The 14,536-nt window shown below is 67.0% G+C and carries 13 protein-coding genes and 1 tRNA gene; 5 read left to right on the top strand and 9 right to left on the bottom strand.

Translation table 11 applies throughout. The features are described 5' to 3' along the window. Positions 1-59: 59 nt before the first annotated feature. Positions 60-980 (top strand): LysR family transcriptional regulator, encoded by a 921-nt coding sequence (locus ACZ5MJ_RS04010; protein WP_464222548.1) that lies wholly within the window; start codon positions 60-62, stop codon positions 978-980. 10 nt (positions 981-990) lie between these two features. Beyond that, on the top strand, positions 991-1,914 hold the full coding sequence (gene gluQRS / locus ACZ5MJ_RS04005; RefSeq protein WP_464222547.1) for a tRNA glutamyl-Q(34) synthetase GluQRS: 924 nt from the start codon (positions 991-993) through the stop codon (positions 1,912-1,914). A gap of 56 nt (positions 1,915-1,970) precedes the next feature. Here the strand turns inward: gluQRS and ACZ5MJ_RS04000 are convergent, their stop codons facing one another. Continuing rightward, entirely contained in the window at positions 1,971-3,476 is a 1,506-nt protein-coding gene (locus tag ACZ5MJ_RS04000; RefSeq protein WP_464222546.1) for a DEAD/DEAH box helicase, read from the bottom strand. A gap of 317 nt (positions 3,477-3,793) precedes the next feature. On the opposite strand from ACZ5MJ_RS04000, the gene ACZ5MJ_RS03995 reads away from it, so the two are divergent. Continuing rightward, the gene (locus ACZ5MJ_RS03995) at positions 3,794-3,940 is read left to right on the top strand and encodes a hypothetical protein (protein WP_464222545.1); all 147 of its coding nucleotides are present in this window, start codon (positions 3,794-3,796) and stop codon (positions 3,938-3,940) included. Positions 3,941-3,961: 21 nt separating this feature from the next. Here the strand turns inward: ACZ5MJ_RS03995 and ACZ5MJ_RS03990 are convergent, their stop codons facing one another. Beyond that, entirely contained in the window at positions 3,962-5,590 is a 1,629-nt protein-coding gene (locus ACZ5MJ_RS03990) for an acyl CoA:acetate/3-ketoacid CoA transferase (RefSeq protein ID WP_464222544.1), read from the bottom strand. A gap of 613 nt (positions 5,591-6,203) precedes the next feature. Beyond that, entirely contained in the window at positions 6,204-6,557 is a 354-nt protein-coding gene (locus ACZ5MJ_RS03985) for a DUF1428 domain-containing protein (protein ID WP_464222543.1), read from the bottom strand. A gap of 183 nt (positions 6,558-6,740) precedes the next feature. Here ACZ5MJ_RS03985 and ACZ5MJ_RS03980 point away from each other — a divergent pair, with 183 nt between their 5' ends. Continuing rightward, entirely contained in the window at positions 6,741-7,250 is a 510-nt protein-coding gene (locus tag ACZ5MJ_RS03980) for a nucleoside deaminase (protein WP_464222542.1), read from the top strand. Between the two features lie 94 nt (positions 7,251-7,344). On the opposite strand, the gene ACZ5MJ_RS03975 is transcribed toward ACZ5MJ_RS03980, so the two are convergent. Beyond that, a tRNA-Ile gene (locus tag ACZ5MJ_RS03975) sits at positions 7,345-7,423 on the bottom strand. Positions 7,424-7,433: 10 nt separating this feature from the next. Continuing rightward, complete coding sequence (gene rpoD / locus ACZ5MJ_RS03970; RefSeq protein WP_464222541.1) at positions 7,434-9,710, bottom strand: RNA polymerase sigma factor RpoD; 2,277 nt, start codon at positions 9,708-9,710, stop codon at positions 7,434-7,436. Between rpoD and ACZ5MJ_RS03965 the strand changes: the two genes are divergently transcribed. Further along, the gene (locus tag ACZ5MJ_RS03965; protein ID WP_464222540.1) at positions 9,700-10,047 is read left to right on the top strand and encodes a hypothetical protein; all 348 of its coding nucleotides are present in this window, start codon (positions 9,700-9,702) and stop codon (positions 10,045-10,047) included. The two genes, rpoD and ACZ5MJ_RS03965, sit on opposite strands and share 11 nt — an antisense overlap. A gap of 151 nt (positions 10,048-10,198) precedes the next feature. Here the strand turns inward: ACZ5MJ_RS03965 and dnaG are convergent, their stop codons facing one another. The 4 genes from dnaG to ACZ5MJ_RS03945 form a co-directional block, all read right to left on the bottom strand. Then, a complete protein-coding gene (gene dnaG, locus ACZ5MJ_RS03960; protein ID WP_464222539.1) occupies positions 10,199-12,010 on the bottom strand; it encodes a DNA primase in 1,812 nt (603 codons plus the stop codon). Positions 12,011-12,212: 202 nt separating this feature from the next. Further along, a complete protein-coding gene (locus tag ACZ5MJ_RS03955; RefSeq protein WP_464222538.1) occupies positions 12,213-12,662 on the bottom strand; it encodes a GatB/YqeY domain-containing protein in 450 nt (149 codons plus the stop codon). 127 nt (positions 12,663-12,789) lie between these two features. Then, entirely contained in the window at positions 12,790-13,002 is a 213-nt protein-coding gene (gene rpsU / locus ACZ5MJ_RS03950) for a 30S ribosomal protein S21 (RefSeq protein WP_464222537.1), read from the bottom strand. A 137-nt stretch (positions 13,003-13,139) separates the two neighbouring features. After that, positions 13,140-14,405, bottom strand: a complete 1,266-nt coding sequence (locus ACZ5MJ_RS03945) for a BaiN/RdsA family NAD(P)/FAD-dependent oxidoreductase (RefSeq protein ID WP_464222536.1) — start codon at positions 14,403-14,405, stop codon at positions 13,140-13,142. Positions 14,406-14,536 lie beyond the last annotated feature (131 nt).

Here is a 14,536-nt window from a genome sequence, read left to right as displayed (position 1 = left end):
GGCTGGAGGCGTATATTTACGGGGATCACCTTAGAAGCAGTCATTCAGAAATTCTGAACATGGCCCTGTCACTAGAATCCCTCGAAGTCCTGGACGCCATCGAACGCAAGGGCAGCTTTGCCGCCGCCGCCCACGAGATGGGCAAGGTCCCGTCCGCGCTGACCTATGTGGTGCGCAAGCTGGAAGAAGACCTGGACGTGCTGCTGTTCGACCGGCGCCGCCACCGCGCCGAGCTGACGCCGGCCGGGCGCGCCCTGCTCGATGAGGGGCGCCACCTGCTGCATGCCGCCGACGATCTGGCCCGGCGCGTCAAGCGCCTGGCCACCGGCTGGGAGGCCACCCTCAGCATCGTGGTCGACGACCTGATCAACTTCCGCGCGCTGCTGCCGGTGATCCACGACTTCTACGCCGAAAACACCGCCACCCGGCTGCGCTTTTCCAAGGAAGTGCTCGCCGGCGCCTGGGACGCGCTGATCAGCAACCGCGCCGACCTGGTGATCGGCGGCGCCTATGACGCGCCCAGCACGCAGGGCTTCCAGATCCGGGCGCTGGGGTCGATGCCGTTCGTGTTCGCGGTGGCCGCGCACCATCCGCTGGCCACCGAGGAAGGCCCGCTCACCACCATCCAGATCGCGCGGCACCGCATCGTCGCGGTGGGCGACACCTCGCGCAACCTGCCGGCGCGCACCCAGGGCGTGCTGGCCGGCCAGGACGTGCTGGTGGTGCCCACCATGCGCGACAAGCTCGAAGCGCAGATCCGCGGGCTGGGCTGCGGCTGGCTGCCGGCGCCGATGGCGCAGCCCCATATCGAAAGCGGCGTGCTGCAGGCGCGCGAGACCGTCGAGGTGCGCGCACCGGGCAACTTCAAGGTGGCCTGGCGCACCAGCAACCGCGGCAAGGCGTTGCAATGGTGGGCCGGCAAGCTGGAAGATCCCCGCCTGGCGCAGGCGCTGCTGCAGCAACCCGACTTCGCCGGCTGAGGGCAGGTTCATGGCAGTGACGGCAGTCCCCACGGTTGCCGCGGCCGGCTATCGCGGCCGCTTCGCGCCCTCGCCCACCGGGCCGCTGCATATGGGCTCGCTGGTCACCGCGCTGGCCAGCTGGCTCGATGCGCGCGCGCATGGCGGGCAATGGCTGGTGCGCATTGAGGACATCGACATGCCGCGCTGCGTGCGCGGCGCCGACGAAAACATCCTGCGCACGCTGGAGCAACTGGGCATGACGCCGGACGAGCCGCCGGTGTGGCAGAGCCGGCGCGAGCCGCTCTATGCCGATGCGCTGCGCCGCCTCGACGCCGCCGGGCAGCTCTACCCGTGCGGCTGCTCGCGCAAGGAGATCGCCGATTCGCTGGTGCACGTGCGCGAGCGGCACCAGACCCTGGGCTATCCCGGCACCTGCCGCCATGGCCTGAACGGCAAGCTGCCGCGCGCCTGGCGCGTGCGCGTGCCGGACGGCCCGGCCGCCACCCTCTGCTTCGACGACCGCTGGCAGGGCCGCCAGTGCCAGAACCTGGAAACCGAGCTGGGCGACTTCGTGCTGCGCCGCGCCGACGGACTGTGGGCCTACCAGCTCGCGGTGGTGGTCGACGACGGCCTGCAGGGCATCACGCATATCGTGCGCGGCGCCGACCTGCTCGACTCCACCCCGCGCCAGATCCACCTGCAGCACCTGCTGGGCCTGCCCACGCCGGCCTACCTGCATGTGCCGGTGGTGGCCAACGACATCGGCGAAAAGCTGAGCAAGCAGAGCGGCGCGCAGGCGATCGACACCAGCGCGCCGCTGGACGCACTGCGCGAGGCCGGCACCCACCTGGGGTTGTCGAACAATGCGGGAAATGCGAAGGACTGGCTTGCGCGTGCCACCGATGGCTGGCGGCAGCGCCTGGCCACGCTGCCGCGCCCCCCGCACGGCTAGCGGGCCCCAAAAAGCAAATGGCCCGCACAGGCGGGCCATTCCAGGCTACGGCAGGATCAGGACTTGCGCGGCGCGCCGCCCAGCAAGGCCGCCACCGGCCGCTTGGGCGCCTGGCGCCCGCGGGTCAGCGCGGCGGCCACTTCGTCGGCCGCCTTGGCCTGCGCGACGCTGGCCGCGCTGGGCTCGTACGGACGCGAGAAGAACGGATCGTCCGAGGCACGGAACACCTGGCGGTTGGCGCTGTGGTCGTGGCGGCGCGGACGTTCCTCGCCGTCGCCGTTGCCGCGCGCGCGGCGCACGTCGCCACGCTCGCGGCGGCGCTCGGTGTCGGCCTGGCGCGCACGCTCGCCGGTCGGGTCAAAGCCCTCCAGCTTGCCGCGCGGGATGCTGCGCTTGATCAGCTTCTCGATATCGGACAGCAGGCGCTCGTCATTGCCCGGCACGTAGATCGACAGCGCATCGCCGCTGGCGCCGGCACGGCCGGTGCGGCCGATGCGGTGCACGTAGTCTTCGGCGCTGTACGGCACGTCGAAATTGATCACGCAGGGCATGGAGGGAATATCCAGCCCGCGCGCGGCCACGTCGGTGGCAACCAGCGCATCGATGGTGCCGCTCTTGAAGCCGTCCAGCGTCTGCATGCGCTCGGTCTGGGTCTTGTCGCCGTGGATGGCGGCGGCATTGACGCCTTCGCGCTCAAGATGCCGCGCCAGGCGCGAGCAGCCGATCTTGCTGTTGACGAAGACGATGCACTGGCGCGACAGCCCCTGCTCCGCACGCTGCTTCAGCAGGTGCACAACCGCCGCCTGCTTGTGGCCGTCTTCGACCTGGTACACCATCTGGCGCACGTTCTCGTTGGTCGAATTGCTGCGCGCCACTTCGATGGTGACGGGGTGCTTCAGGTAGCTGGACGCAAGCCGCTTGATCTCCGGCGAGAACGTGGCCGAGAACAGCAGTGTCTGGCGTTGCGCCGGCAGCAGGTTGATGATGCGCTGCAGGTCCGGCAGGAAGCCCATGTCGAGCATGCGGTCGGCTTCGTCCAGCACCAGCATCTGCACCTGCGACAGGTTGACCGACTTCTGCTGCACGTGGTCGAGCAGGCGGCCGGGGGTGGCCACCAGGATCTCCACGCCGCGGCGCAGGGCGTCGGTCTGCGGGTTCATGTCCACGCCGCCGAACACCACGGTGCTGCGCAGGTCGGTGTGCTGGGCGTAGCGGGCGACATTGTCGTAGACCTGGTCGGCCAGCTCGCGCGTCGGGGTCAGCATCAGCGCGCGCACCGGGTGGCGTGCCGGCGAGGCGCTGGCATTGGCCAGCGGCAGCAGGCGCTGGATGATCGGCAGCGCGAAGCCCGCGGTCTTGCCGGTGCCGGTCTGCGCGGCACCCATCACGTCCTTGCCCAGCAGCACGACCGGGATGGCCTGCGCCTGGATCGGCGTGGGGGTGGTGTAGCCCTGGTCGGACAAGGCACGCAGGATGCGCGCGTCCAGACCGAAGCTTTCGAAAGTCTGAACGGCGGTCTGCCCCGCGGCGGTGGTAGGTTCTGGTGCGTTCGTAGTGGTCATGGGTATCGGTGTTGGCGGGAGGCGAACCCGGCACAAACGGATACGCGTCTGGAACTCATCTCGCCCTGACTCTCGCCTGGCGCCGGGAGGGTTCCGGCGCGGCCATGCCGACTACAGCATTTGGCCAAGAGAATCAAAGACTTACATTTTAGCACCTCTGCCAGCACAGTGGGCAGTATGGCGGGAGCGTGCGCGCGGCGCGACAGCGGCCGGCACTGGCTGGCGGGTTTTCAAGAAACCGTCATATCGGGCACGCATGATGCCGGCGGCGCGGTGGCCACGGCCGGACCGCGCAGCCCAATCACACCGAGACCTACATGGACTTCGAGCTTTTCCGCCAGACCTGCCAGCAGTTCCTGCGCACCTCCAGCCACTTCCTTGGCCTGGCCGCGGCCGTCTGCCAGCCGGCGCTGCCCATGCCGGCGCTGCCGGCCAGCCAGCCGCAAGGGCAGCAGCCCGCCTGAGCCCGGCCGGCGACGCAAGAATCACAGGCGCAGGCTCCCGGCCCGGAACAGCCGCCCATCCATCTCGCGCAGGTCCGGCGCCACGGCCACGGGCGTTGCGCACTGGTCGAGCACGTCGCGCTGCAGGTCCACGCCGGGCGCGATCTCGACCAGCGTCAGGCGGGCTTCGCCCTCATTGCCGGCGCGCATCTCGAACACGGCGCGTTCGGTGATGTACAGCACCGCGATGCCGAGCGAAGCCACATAGGGCCCGTTGAAGCTCAGGTGCGACACCTCCGGCACGATCTTCTTCACGCGGCCTTCGCGCACGATCTGCAAGCGGCCGTCGCCGGCACGGACTTCCAGCCCGCCCGCCGTCAGCGTGCCCATGAACACCACCGCACGCGCGCTCTGCGTGATGTTGATAAAGCCGCCGACGCCGGCAATCACCGCGCCCTCGCCTTCGCCGAACTTGCTGACATTGACGTTGCCGTGGCCATCCAGCTCCGCCAGGCCGAGGATGGCCAGGTCGATGCCGCCGCCCTCGTAGAAATCGAACTGCGCAGGCTGGTCCACCACTGCCTCCGGATACGCCGAAGCACCGAAACTGAGTCCATCCGCTGGCGTGCCGCCGATGGGGCCGGCCTCGACGGTCAGCGTGAAGCCGTCCAGCCCGGCCTGGTGCGCAAGCATGCCGACCGCCGCCGGCATGCCAACGCCCAGGTTGACCACGCGCGGTGCGCGGCGCGCCAGCTCCATCACCGCGCGGCGCTGCACGATGGTGCGCGCGTCGAGCGGCCCGGCGGCGGCCGCAGGCTCGGCCTCGTCGGCATGCGCGCCCTCGCCCTGCCATGGCGTCACGTAGGCCGGATTGAAGGCCTCGGCAAACGTCATCTGGTGGTTGGCGGGGTTGTCGCAGACCACGACATAGTCGACCAGGATGCCGGGCACGTGGATGGCCTGCAGGATCTCGTGGTGGTCGACCAGGCTTTCGACCTGCGCGATCACGATGCCGCCCGAGTTGTGGGCCGCCTGCGCCATCGCCAGCAGTTCATGATGGAAGGCTTCGCGATGCGTGCTGAGGTTGCCGCGGCTATCGGCCGCGGTGCAGCGGATCAGCGCGCAGTCGATCGGGAAGCTCGGGTAGAACAGGTACTCGTCGCCGCGGAAGTCGACCGCATCGACCCAGCATGCCTTGCCCCCGGCAATGGCCTGGCGCGCGCGCTCGTTGATGGCGCCGCCGTGGTAGCGCGCATCCTGCGCGGTGCGCGGGTCGACGAAGGTATGCAGGCCGATCCGGGTCATCACGCCGGGCTTGCCGCCGGCGATGGCGCGGTACAGGTGCGTCAGCACGCCCTGGGGCAGGTTGTAGCCCTCGCACTGCTCGGCCATGGCGAGCGTGGCCAGCCGGGTGGCCGAGCGCCAGTGGCCGCCGACGATGCTGGCGGTCATGCCGGCATTGCCGAAGTGGTTCACGCCGCGCGCACCGCGGTCGCCCTGCCCGGCCGAGTACACCAGCGTCAGGTCGCGCGGCAGCCCGCTCTGCAGGAAGCGCTGCTCCAGCGCTTCGGTCACAGCCTCGGCATGGCCCGCGCCGACAAAGCCCGCGCTGGCCACGGTCCAGCCGTCCTGCACAAGTGCCGCCGCTTCACCTGCGGTGATCACCTTCATCGCTGTCTCCGGTTTCGTTGTGCCGTCCCGCATCGAAGCCATCCTGCAGGCGCGCCGAGCCGCGCGCGCCCCATGTAGAAAAGCCCCGCCTGCCGGGGAGGCAGCGGGGCTCAAATGGTAGCGGGGCAATCTGTTTGACCACCCACGCCTTGATCTTGACGCATCGGGCTACGGCGGGCATCCCCCAAATGTGGGCCATTGCCATGCAGCGTGGCAAACAAGCCGCAAGCGCGCCCTGCAAAGCCTGTCAATCATGATCCTGTCACATTCCTGAAGGAATCCGGGTTTTCGCCGAGCGGGTTTTCGCCAGCTTCCGGCCAGTGGGCGGATGCGGTCTACTGGACCCACATCGACGGCCTGGCACCGCAATCGCCGGATCGCCACAGCCGATGGTGCTGCAGAACAAGTCCAATGACCGGGAGACAGACCATGGTGACGAAGAAAGAAGACGCTTTCGTACTGAAGAACCTTCTCGCCCTCGCAGCAGTGGAAACCCTGGGCAGCGCCATCGCCCTGGGCATGGTCTTCCATCTGATCTGAACTGGCTTGCCTGAGCGCCGGCGCTGCCACGCCGGCGCCTGGCCCGCACACCCGTCGCGCTGACGCCTCGCGCTCACGCGTCGACAATCACCTCGAAGCCGCCATAGATCATCCGCTGCCCGTCGAACGGCATCGGGTCCATCCCTTCCTTCAGGCGCGGGTCCGCCATCGCTGCCTTCATGCCGGCGTCGCGCTTCTCGCGCGAGGGCCACAGGATCCACGAGAACACCACCGCTTCATCGTCCTTGCGCTGCACCGCCATCGTAAAGGACGTAAGCTTGCCTTCCGGCACATCGTCACCCCAGCATTCCACCACCTTCAGCGCGCCGTACTCCTTGAACACCGCGGCTGCCTTCTGCGCCACCTGGCGATAGGTGTCGCGATTGGCCTGGGGAACGGCCACCACGAATCCGTCGATATAGGACATGGGTTTCACTCCTGGTCAGGTTGAATCGGATTGCACGCGATTGCGTCTGACTACCATAGTCCATCTCAACGGCAGCGCCGCGCAGGCCGACACGGAAGCGCCGCTGCTGCCAGCGCAAGCCGACAAGTCCACCCTGTCCCGATCCTCTTCCTGCGCCCCTTCCCTCAACCGGAGACCTCAAGCATGACCCGAATCACAGACCCGTCCGGCGCCGAGCTGTCGCCGCTCGACCTGGAACTGCTGCGCCAGTCGATCGCGCTGTCCGACGAGTCCAAAGCCCGCGGCCGTCATCCGTTCGCCGCGCTGGTGGCCGACCAGGCGGGCAATATCATCGCCAGCGCCGGCAACAATTCGATGCCGCCGGAAGGCGATCCGACCCAGCACGCCGAACTGGTCGCCGCAGCGCAGGCCGCGCGCGTGCTGCCGCCTGAGCAGCTGGCCAACTGCACTCTCTACACCAGCGCGGAGCCATGCTGCATGTGCTCCGGCGCGATCTACTGGACGGGCATCGGGCGCGTGGTCTATGCGCTGTCGGAGCACAAGCTGCTGGGCCTGACCGGCGACCATCCGGAGAACCCGACCTTCTCCCTGCCCTGCCGCGAGGTGTTTGCGCGCGGCCAGCGCAAGGTGGATGTGGTGGGACCGGTACTGGAGGACGAAGCCGCGGCGCCGCACGCAGGCTTCTGGAAGTAGCATTGCGGGCCGATTCGGGCCGCGCCCAACTACCAGGCGCGCGCCGGGCAAGAAAAAAGGGACTGCAGGTGTCACCTGCAGTCCCTTTTCACATTGGTGGGCCTCCCGTGAGTCGAACACGGCACCAACGGATTATGAGTCCGCTGCTCTAACCAGGCATGAGCTAGAGGCCCTTGGAAGCGTTTAATTGCCTTCCAGGAAGCTCTTCAGCTTGTCCGAGCGGCTCGGGTGGCGCAGCTTGCGCAGTGCCTTGGCCTCGATCTGGCGGATCCGTTCACGCGTGACGTCGAACTGCTTGCCGACCTCTTCCAGCGTGTGGTCGGTACTCATTTCGATGCCGAAACGCATGCGCAGCACCTTGGCTTCGCGCGGCGTGAGCGAGTCCAGCACGTCCTTGACGACGTCGCGCATGGAGCCATGCAGTGCCGCTTCGGCCGGGGCCAGCGTGTTGGTGTCCTCGATGAAGTCGCCCAGATGGGAGTCGTCGTCGTCACCGATCGGCGTTTCCATGGAGATCGGCTCCTTGGCGATCTTCATGATCTTGCGGATCTTGTCTTCCGGCATCTCCATCTTCTCGGCCAGCGTTGCCGGATCCGGCTCATTGCCGGTTTCCTGCAGGATCTGGCGCGAGATGCGGTTCATCTTGTTGATGGTCTCGATCATGTGCACCGGGATACGGATGGTGCGTGCCTGGTCGGCGATCGAGCGCGTGATGGCCTGGCGGATCCACCACGTGGCGTAGGTCGAGAACTTGTAGCCGCGGCGGTATTCGAACTTGTCCACCGCCTTCATCAGGCCGATATTGCCTTCCTGGATCAGGTCGAGGAACTGCAGGCCGCGGTTGGTGTACTTCTTGGCGATCGAGATCACCAGGCGCAGGTTGGCCTCGGTCATCTCGCGCTTGGCTTCGCGGGCGCGCCGCTCGCCTTCGGCCATCTTGCGGTTGACGTCCTTCAGTTCCTTCAGCGGCAGCACCACGCGCGACTGCAGGTCGATCAGCTTCTGCTGCAGCTCATGCACGGCCGGCACGTTGCGCTCGACGATGGTGCTGTACGGCTTGCCATCGGCGATCACGGTGTGCACCCACTCGAGGTTGGTCTCGTTGCCCGGGAAGCGGGCCACGAAATCCGAGCGCGGCATGCCGCACTTGTCCACGATGGTATTCAGGATGGCGCGCTCGAGCTTGCGCACTTCGTCCACCTGGCCACGCAGCGTGTCGCACAGGCGCTCGACATTGCGGGCGGTGAAGCGGATGCCCATCAGCTCGGCCTGGATGGCTTCCTGCGCCTTGACGTAAGACTTGGACTTGTAGCCTTCCTTCTCGAACGCGCGGCGCATCTTGTCGAACTGCTCGGCGATCACGCGGAATTTCTCCAGCGCGTTCTGCTTCAGTTCTTCAAGCTGGCGCGCGGAGGCACCGGCACCCGCGTCGCCTTCGTCGTCCTCGTCCTCATCGACGTCTTCTTCATCGTCGGACTCGAGGTCTTCGTCAGCGGCGGGCGCGGCTGCGGCGGCCGGGGACTCGGCCACTTCCTCGGCGTTCGGATCGATCAGGCCGTCGACGAATTCGTCGATCTTGATCTCGTCGTTGGCTACGCGCTCGGCATGGGCCAGGATCTCGGAGATGGTGACCGGGCAAGCCGAAATCGCCATCACCATGTCCTTCAGGCCGGCTTCGATGCGCTTGGCGATCACGATTTCGCCTTCGCGCGTGAGCAGCTCGACCGTGCCCATCTCGCGCATATACATGCGCACCGGGTCGGTGGTGCGGCCGAACTCGGAGTCCACCGTGGACAGGGCCGCTTCGGCCTCTTCCTCGGCTTCTTCCTCGCTGGTGGCGGACGGGGCGTTGTCGTTGAGCAGCAGCGTCTCGGCATCCGGCGCCTGTTCATAGACAGCGATGCCGATGTCGTTCAGCGTGGCGACCAGCGTGTCGATCGTTTCCGAATCGACCATGTCGTCCGGCAGGTGATCGTTGATTTCCGCGTAGGTCAGGTAGCCGCGCGACTTGCCCAGCTTGATCAGCGCCTTGAGTTTCTGGCGACGCAGTTCAAGCTCTTCCTCAGTGCCCTGCTGGGTCGAGGCGAACTCCTTGAGCAGCGCCTTTTCCTTGGCCTTGCGGTCCTTGGCTTTCTGCTTTTCGGTCTTCGGCGCCGCGGCCGGTGTTCCCGCCGCGCGCGTATCGTTCTCGTAAAACTCTTCAGTCACGTCGTCTGTTGTGCTGTCGTCGTGCTGCATCTCGGCCTTGGGCTTGCGGCCACGCTTTTTCGGCTCCGGCTTGATTGCCGGCGCAGCGGGACGCTCGGATGCAACGGATGCAGGTGTCGCGGCATGCGCCTTGGTTGCCGTGGTGGCGGTGCCAGCCTTGGCCTCCCCACTCTTGGCGCCGGCGGCTGCCGCTCGCTTGCTCTCGACTTCGGTATTCTGCTGTTTCGCCACGGTGATACTCTTGCCTTTCACTGGTGCAGATGCGGCGACCTTGCCGCTCGTACTGGCGCTCTTGCCGCTCTCGCGTGCCGAAGTCGAGGCCTTTGTCTTTTCGGATGTGCGGGTCCTGGTGGGAGTCGTCTCGGCGGGCGCTTGCGCGCTACGCACGGACTTTGATGGCGCAGACCGGGGTGGTGTCTTGACTGACGCGGTCGATGTCTTCGCCGCCGTTGTTTTCACAGACGCCTTGCCGCTCCCTGATTGGGGAGCTTTTGAGGTAACCCTTTCGGTTGCTTTGGCCTTTGCCATTGGCACGCTCACTTTCACCAGAACTGGAGAGAGATTTCGCAATCCAAACCGGCTATTGTAGCACGCCACGCATAGCCAGCTCCCTGTCAGGTGAGGTTTTCACCTGAAAAATCAAGGCTTAAGCTCGGCGGGGCCGGGCCCAGTCCCTGATCCAACGCCTATCCAACGCTTACTGCCGCCTCCCGGTTAATGCCAGGGCACCCACAGGCACCTCAGCCAAGTTGGCGCCGCCGGTGGATTTCTCCCACCAGCCAGCGCATGCGCTGCTTGGCCGCCTCATCGGCCGTGCCGGCCACCACTTCCGCCTGCAGGCCCTCGAGTTCGCGCCGCAGCGGCTCGGCCAGCAGCTTGGTGATGGCCGCATCGAATTCCTGGGTTGCGGGTTCCTCTTCGATCTCTTCCCGCAGCACCGCGGTACGCGCCACGGCATAGGCCTCGGCGTAGGGCGACTGGGCCAGATGTTCGCTGAACGCCGCAAAATTGACCTCGCCCTGCACGCTGTCGCACGCCGAAACCAGGTGTGCCAGCACTTCAATGTCACCATTCTCGCTATCCAGCAGCAGCGCGCGCGCATCCTCGTCGAGGCGCGCCGACAGCGCCGGGTAGCACATCAGCAGCTGGATCACCCGCTGCTCCAGGCCGGTCGGGGCCTGGCGGCGCGCGCGCGGGCGCGGCTGGGCGAAGCGGCCAACACGGGCCGGGTCGCTGCGCAGGCCGCAGATGGCTTCGATCTCCGCGGGGGTCGTACCCGTGGCATCGGCAAGTTCGCGCACAATCTGTAGCCGCAGGCCGCCCGCGGGCATGGCCTGCAGCAGCGGCTTGGCCTCGTACTGGGCCCGGGCCCGGCCTTCGGGCTGGCGCAGGTCCAGCTCTTCGGTGACCGACTGCAGCAGGAAGCGCGACAGCGGCATGGCGTTGCGCACCTGGGTGGCAAAGGCCTCGGTGCCCTCTTCGCGCACATAGCTGTCCGGATCGTGCTCGGCCGGCAGGAACAGGAAGCGGATGGTCTTGTTGTCGGCCACATGCGGCAGGCAGGCCTCCAGCGCCCGCCTGGCCGCGCGGCGCCCGGCCGAGTCGCCGTCGAACGAGAACACCACCGCGTCGGTCTGGCGCAGCAGCTTCTGCACGTGCACGGGGGTGCACGCCGTGCCCAAGGTGGCGACGGCATTGGCAAAACCGAGCTGGGCCAGCGCCACGACGTCCATATACCCTTCGACCACCAGCACGTAGCCGGTTTCCCGGATCGCGTGGCGGGCCTCGAACAGCCCGTACAGCTCCGTGCCCTTGCTGAACAGCGGGGTCTCTGGCGAGTTCAGGTACTTGGGCTCGCCCTGCCCCATCACGCGCCCGCCGAAGCCGATCACGGCCCCCTTGGTGTTGCGGATGGGGAACATGATGCGGTCGCGGAAGCGGTCGTAACGGCGCGGCTTGCCGTCGGCATCGCGCTTGTCGCTTTCGATCAGCAGGCCGGATTCGACCAGCGGCGCCGCCACGTTGTCGTCTCGATAGCCGCCGAACACCGCTTCCAGGCCTTGCCAGTCGTCGGGCGCATAGCCCAGGCCGAATTGGCCGGCGATCTCACCGGTCAGCCCGCGGCCCTTCAGGTACTGGATGGCCTGGGGGGCGCCGCGCAGCTGGCGGCGGTAGAAATCGGTGGCGCGGGTCATGGCGTCGGACAGCGCCACCGAGCGTGCCTGTTGTTCGGCGCGCTGGCCAGGCGGCAGCCGGTCGCGCTCTTCCGGCACGGTCATGCCGACCGACTGGGCCAGCTCGCGCACCGCCTCCGGATACGACTGGCCGGAAAACTCCATCAGGAAGCCAATGGCCGAGCCGTGGGCGCCACAACCGAAGCAGTGGTAGAACTGCTTGGTCGGCGATACCGTGAACGACGGGGATTTCTCGTTATGGAAGGGGCACAGCCCCATGAAATTGGCGCCGCCCTTCTTCAGCTGCACATACTTGCCCACCACATCGACAATGTCGACACGGTTGAGCAGGTCCTGAATAAAGGATTGCGGAATCACCCGACTGACCGTCCTGAGGCTTGGCCGACCCGCGGCGGGCGGCATTTTTCTAGGAATGCGTGACCGGTGCGGCGCCCGGCTGCTATCGGAATATTGTAGTGCAGCGAGATAACGCCGCCCGGACTGCTTCGCATCTCCGTACAACTACGCCGAACCATATCAGTTCGGCGCTCATCCCGCTCACATTTGATTAAATCAGCACTTACTTTGCTGCAAGCGCGGCCTTGACCAGGGCCGACACGGCGGTCATGTCGGCGCGGCCAGCCAGCTTGCCCTTGAGCACGCCCATGACCTTGCCCATGTCTTGCGGACCGGCGGCGCCGGTGGCGGCAACGGCCTGCTGCACTTCGGCGGCGACTTCGTCGTCGGACAGCGCGGCAGGCATGTAGACCTTCAGCACTTCGACTTCCGCCAGTTCCTTGTCGGCCAGGTCATTGCGGCCGGCCTGCTGGAATTGCGAAATCGAGTCCTTGCGCTGCTTGATCAGCTTTTCGACCACGGCCAGCACGGCGGTATCGTCCAGTTCGACGCGCTCATCGACTTCGCGCTGCTTGATGGCGGCCAGCAGCAGGCGGATAGTGCCGAGGCGCTCCGTTTCGCGGGCGCGCATGGCGGTCTTCATGTCTTCGCTGATACGGGCTTTGAGGGACATCGTGATCTTCCAGAAAGTGGGCGGACACTCACAGATGGCGGCGGCGGCCGCCCGCTGCAAGGCCCAGAACGCAAAAACCCGCCGAAGCATGCGCCACAGCGGGTCGGAGGCAAGCGGGAGCGCCGGGTCAGTACAGCTTCTTCGGCAGCATCTGGCTGCGGATGCGCTTGTAGTGGCGCGCCTCTGCGGCAGCCTTCTTGCGCTTGCGCGCGGCGGTTGGCTTTTCGTAAAACTCGCGGGCCCGCAGTTCCGGGAGCAGCCCGTTCTTCTCGATGGTGCGCTTGAAACGGCGCATGGCAACTTCAAAAGGCTCGTTTTCCTTGAGATGGATCGCGGTCATTTGGCCAGAAAATGAAGAAATTTTCGGGATAGCGGCTCTACGAAGTTCTGGATTGTAGCATCAACAATCCAACGCGGAAGTGGCGTGCAACGGACGCGTTCCGAGTGCCGATTACCGCCCATCGATCACCTTCGCGGCTAGCCCTGGGCCACCGATTGCCCGGCCGACGCGGTACGCGCCGCCTCGGCCGCGGCCTGCCCCGCCGCCACCGCGGAGGCCCAGGCCCACTGGAAGTTGTAGCCCCCCAGCCAGCCGGTCACGTCGACCACCTCGCCAATGAAATACAGGCCCGCCACCTCGCGGGCCATCATCGTGCCCGACGACAGCGCGCGCGTATCGACCCCGCCAAGCGTGACCTCGGCCTTGCGGTAGCCCTCGGTGCCCGACGGCACGATGCGCCAGTCGTTGAGCGTGGCGCCCAGCTTGCGCAGGGCCTTGTCGGTCACATCATGCAGCGGCATGGTCGCATCCACGCCCGAGGCCGCGCACCAGGCATCGGCCAGCCGCGCCGGCAGCCGTTGCGCCAGCAGGTTGCCCAGGTGCTTGCGGCTGCCGGCCTTCTGTTCCAGCAGCCACGCCGCGGCATCCTCGCCGTCGAACAGGTCGATGGCGATCGGCGTGCCGGGGCGCCAGTAGCTGGAGATCTGCAGCACGGCCGGGCCGGACAGCCCCCGGTGCGTCCACAGCAGGTCTTCGCGGAAGGCGCCGGCGGCCTTGCCGCTGCCGCTGGCGATATCCACTTCCAGCGACACGCCGGCCAGCGGCGCGAACGGCGCCCAGTCCTTGCCATCGAAGGTCAGCGGCACCAGCGCCGGGCGGGTCTCGACAATGCCCAGCCCGAACTGCCGGGCGATGCGATAGCCAAAGTCGGTGGCGCCGATCTTGGGGATCGACAGTCCGCCGGTGGCGACCACCAGGGCCCCGGCCCGCACCGTGCCAGTGGAGGTGAGCAGCAGGTAGTCGTCGCCCTCGCGCCGGATCTCGGCCACGGTGCAGCCGGTCTGCCAGCGCACCTGGCCCGCGTCGCATTCGGCGCGCAGCATGGCGATCACGTCTTCGGCGCTGTCATTACAGAACAGCTGGCCACGATGCTTCTCGTGCCAGTCGATGCCGTAGCGGCGCATCAGTCCCAGGAAATCCTGCGGCGTGTAGCGCGCCAGCGCCGAGCGGCAGAAGTGCGGATTGGACGACAGATAGTTGGCGGGCCCGGCCTGCAGGTTGGTGAAGTTGCAGCGCCCGCCGCCGGAGATGCGGATCTTTTCAGCAAGCTTGGTGGCATGGTCGATCAGCACCACGCGCGCGCCGTTCTGGCCGGCCACGGCGGCGCACATCATGCCGGCCGCGCCGGCGCCCAGCACGGCCACGTCGTACCGGCCCGTCCGGGCCGGGGTTGCCCCGCTCATTGCACGCCTCGCGAATCCATGTGTATTGCCACCGCCAGAGAAAGGGCAGATTGTAGCGAAAAGCACGCCGCGCGCCGCTGTGCTACCCTGCGCGCTTCCTGCAACCTGTTGTTTCGACAGCCGTTTCCCTG

Source organism: Cupriavidus sp. LA-1 (genome assembly GCF_055385985.1).
The sequence above is the reverse complement of the archived record's forward strand: the minus strand, read 5'-3'. Positions and strand labels throughout refer to the sequence as shown.

Excerpts from the sequence above, each read along its gene's own strand:
- ACZ5MJ_RS04010 (WP_464222548.1), top strand. The coding sequence starts at position 60 with ATGGCCCTGTCACTAGAATCCCTCGAAGTCCTGGACGCCATCGAACGC.
- ACZ5MJ_RS03995 (WP_464222545.1), top strand. The coding sequence starts at position 3,794 with ATGGACTTCGAGCTTTTCCGCCAGACCTGCCAGCAGTTCCTGCGCACC.
- gluQRS (WP_464222547.1), top strand. The coding sequence starts at position 991 with ATGGCAGTGACGGCAGTCCCCACGGTTGCCGCGGCCGGCTATCGCGGC.
- ACZ5MJ_RS03990 (WP_464222544.1), bottom strand. The coding sequence starts at position 5,590 with ATGAAGGTGATCACCGCAGGTGAAGCGGCGGCACTTGTGCAGGACGGC.
- ACZ5MJ_RS03985 (WP_464222543.1), bottom strand. The coding sequence starts at position 6,557 with ATGTCCTATATCGACGGATTCGTGGTGGCCGTTCCCCAGGCCAATCGC.
- ACZ5MJ_RS03945 (WP_464222536.1), bottom strand. The coding sequence starts at position 14,405 with ATGAGCGGGGCAACCCCGGCCCGGACGGGCCGGTACGACGTGGCCGTG.
- ACZ5MJ_RS04000 (WP_464222546.1), bottom strand. The coding sequence starts at position 3,476 with ATGACCACTACGAACGCACCAGAACCTACCACCGCCGCGGGGCAGACC.
- rpsU (WP_464222537.1), bottom strand. The coding sequence starts at position 13,002 with ATGACCGCGATCCATCTCAAGGAAAACGAGCCTTTTGAAGTTGCCATG.
- ACZ5MJ_RS03955 (WP_464222538.1), bottom strand. The coding sequence starts at position 12,662 with ATGTCCCTCAAAGCCCGTATCAGCGAAGACATGAAGACCGCCATGCGC.
- ACZ5MJ_RS03980 (WP_464222542.1), top strand. The coding sequence starts at position 6,741 with ATGACCCGAATCACAGACCCGTCCGGCGCCGAGCTGTCGCCGCTCGAC.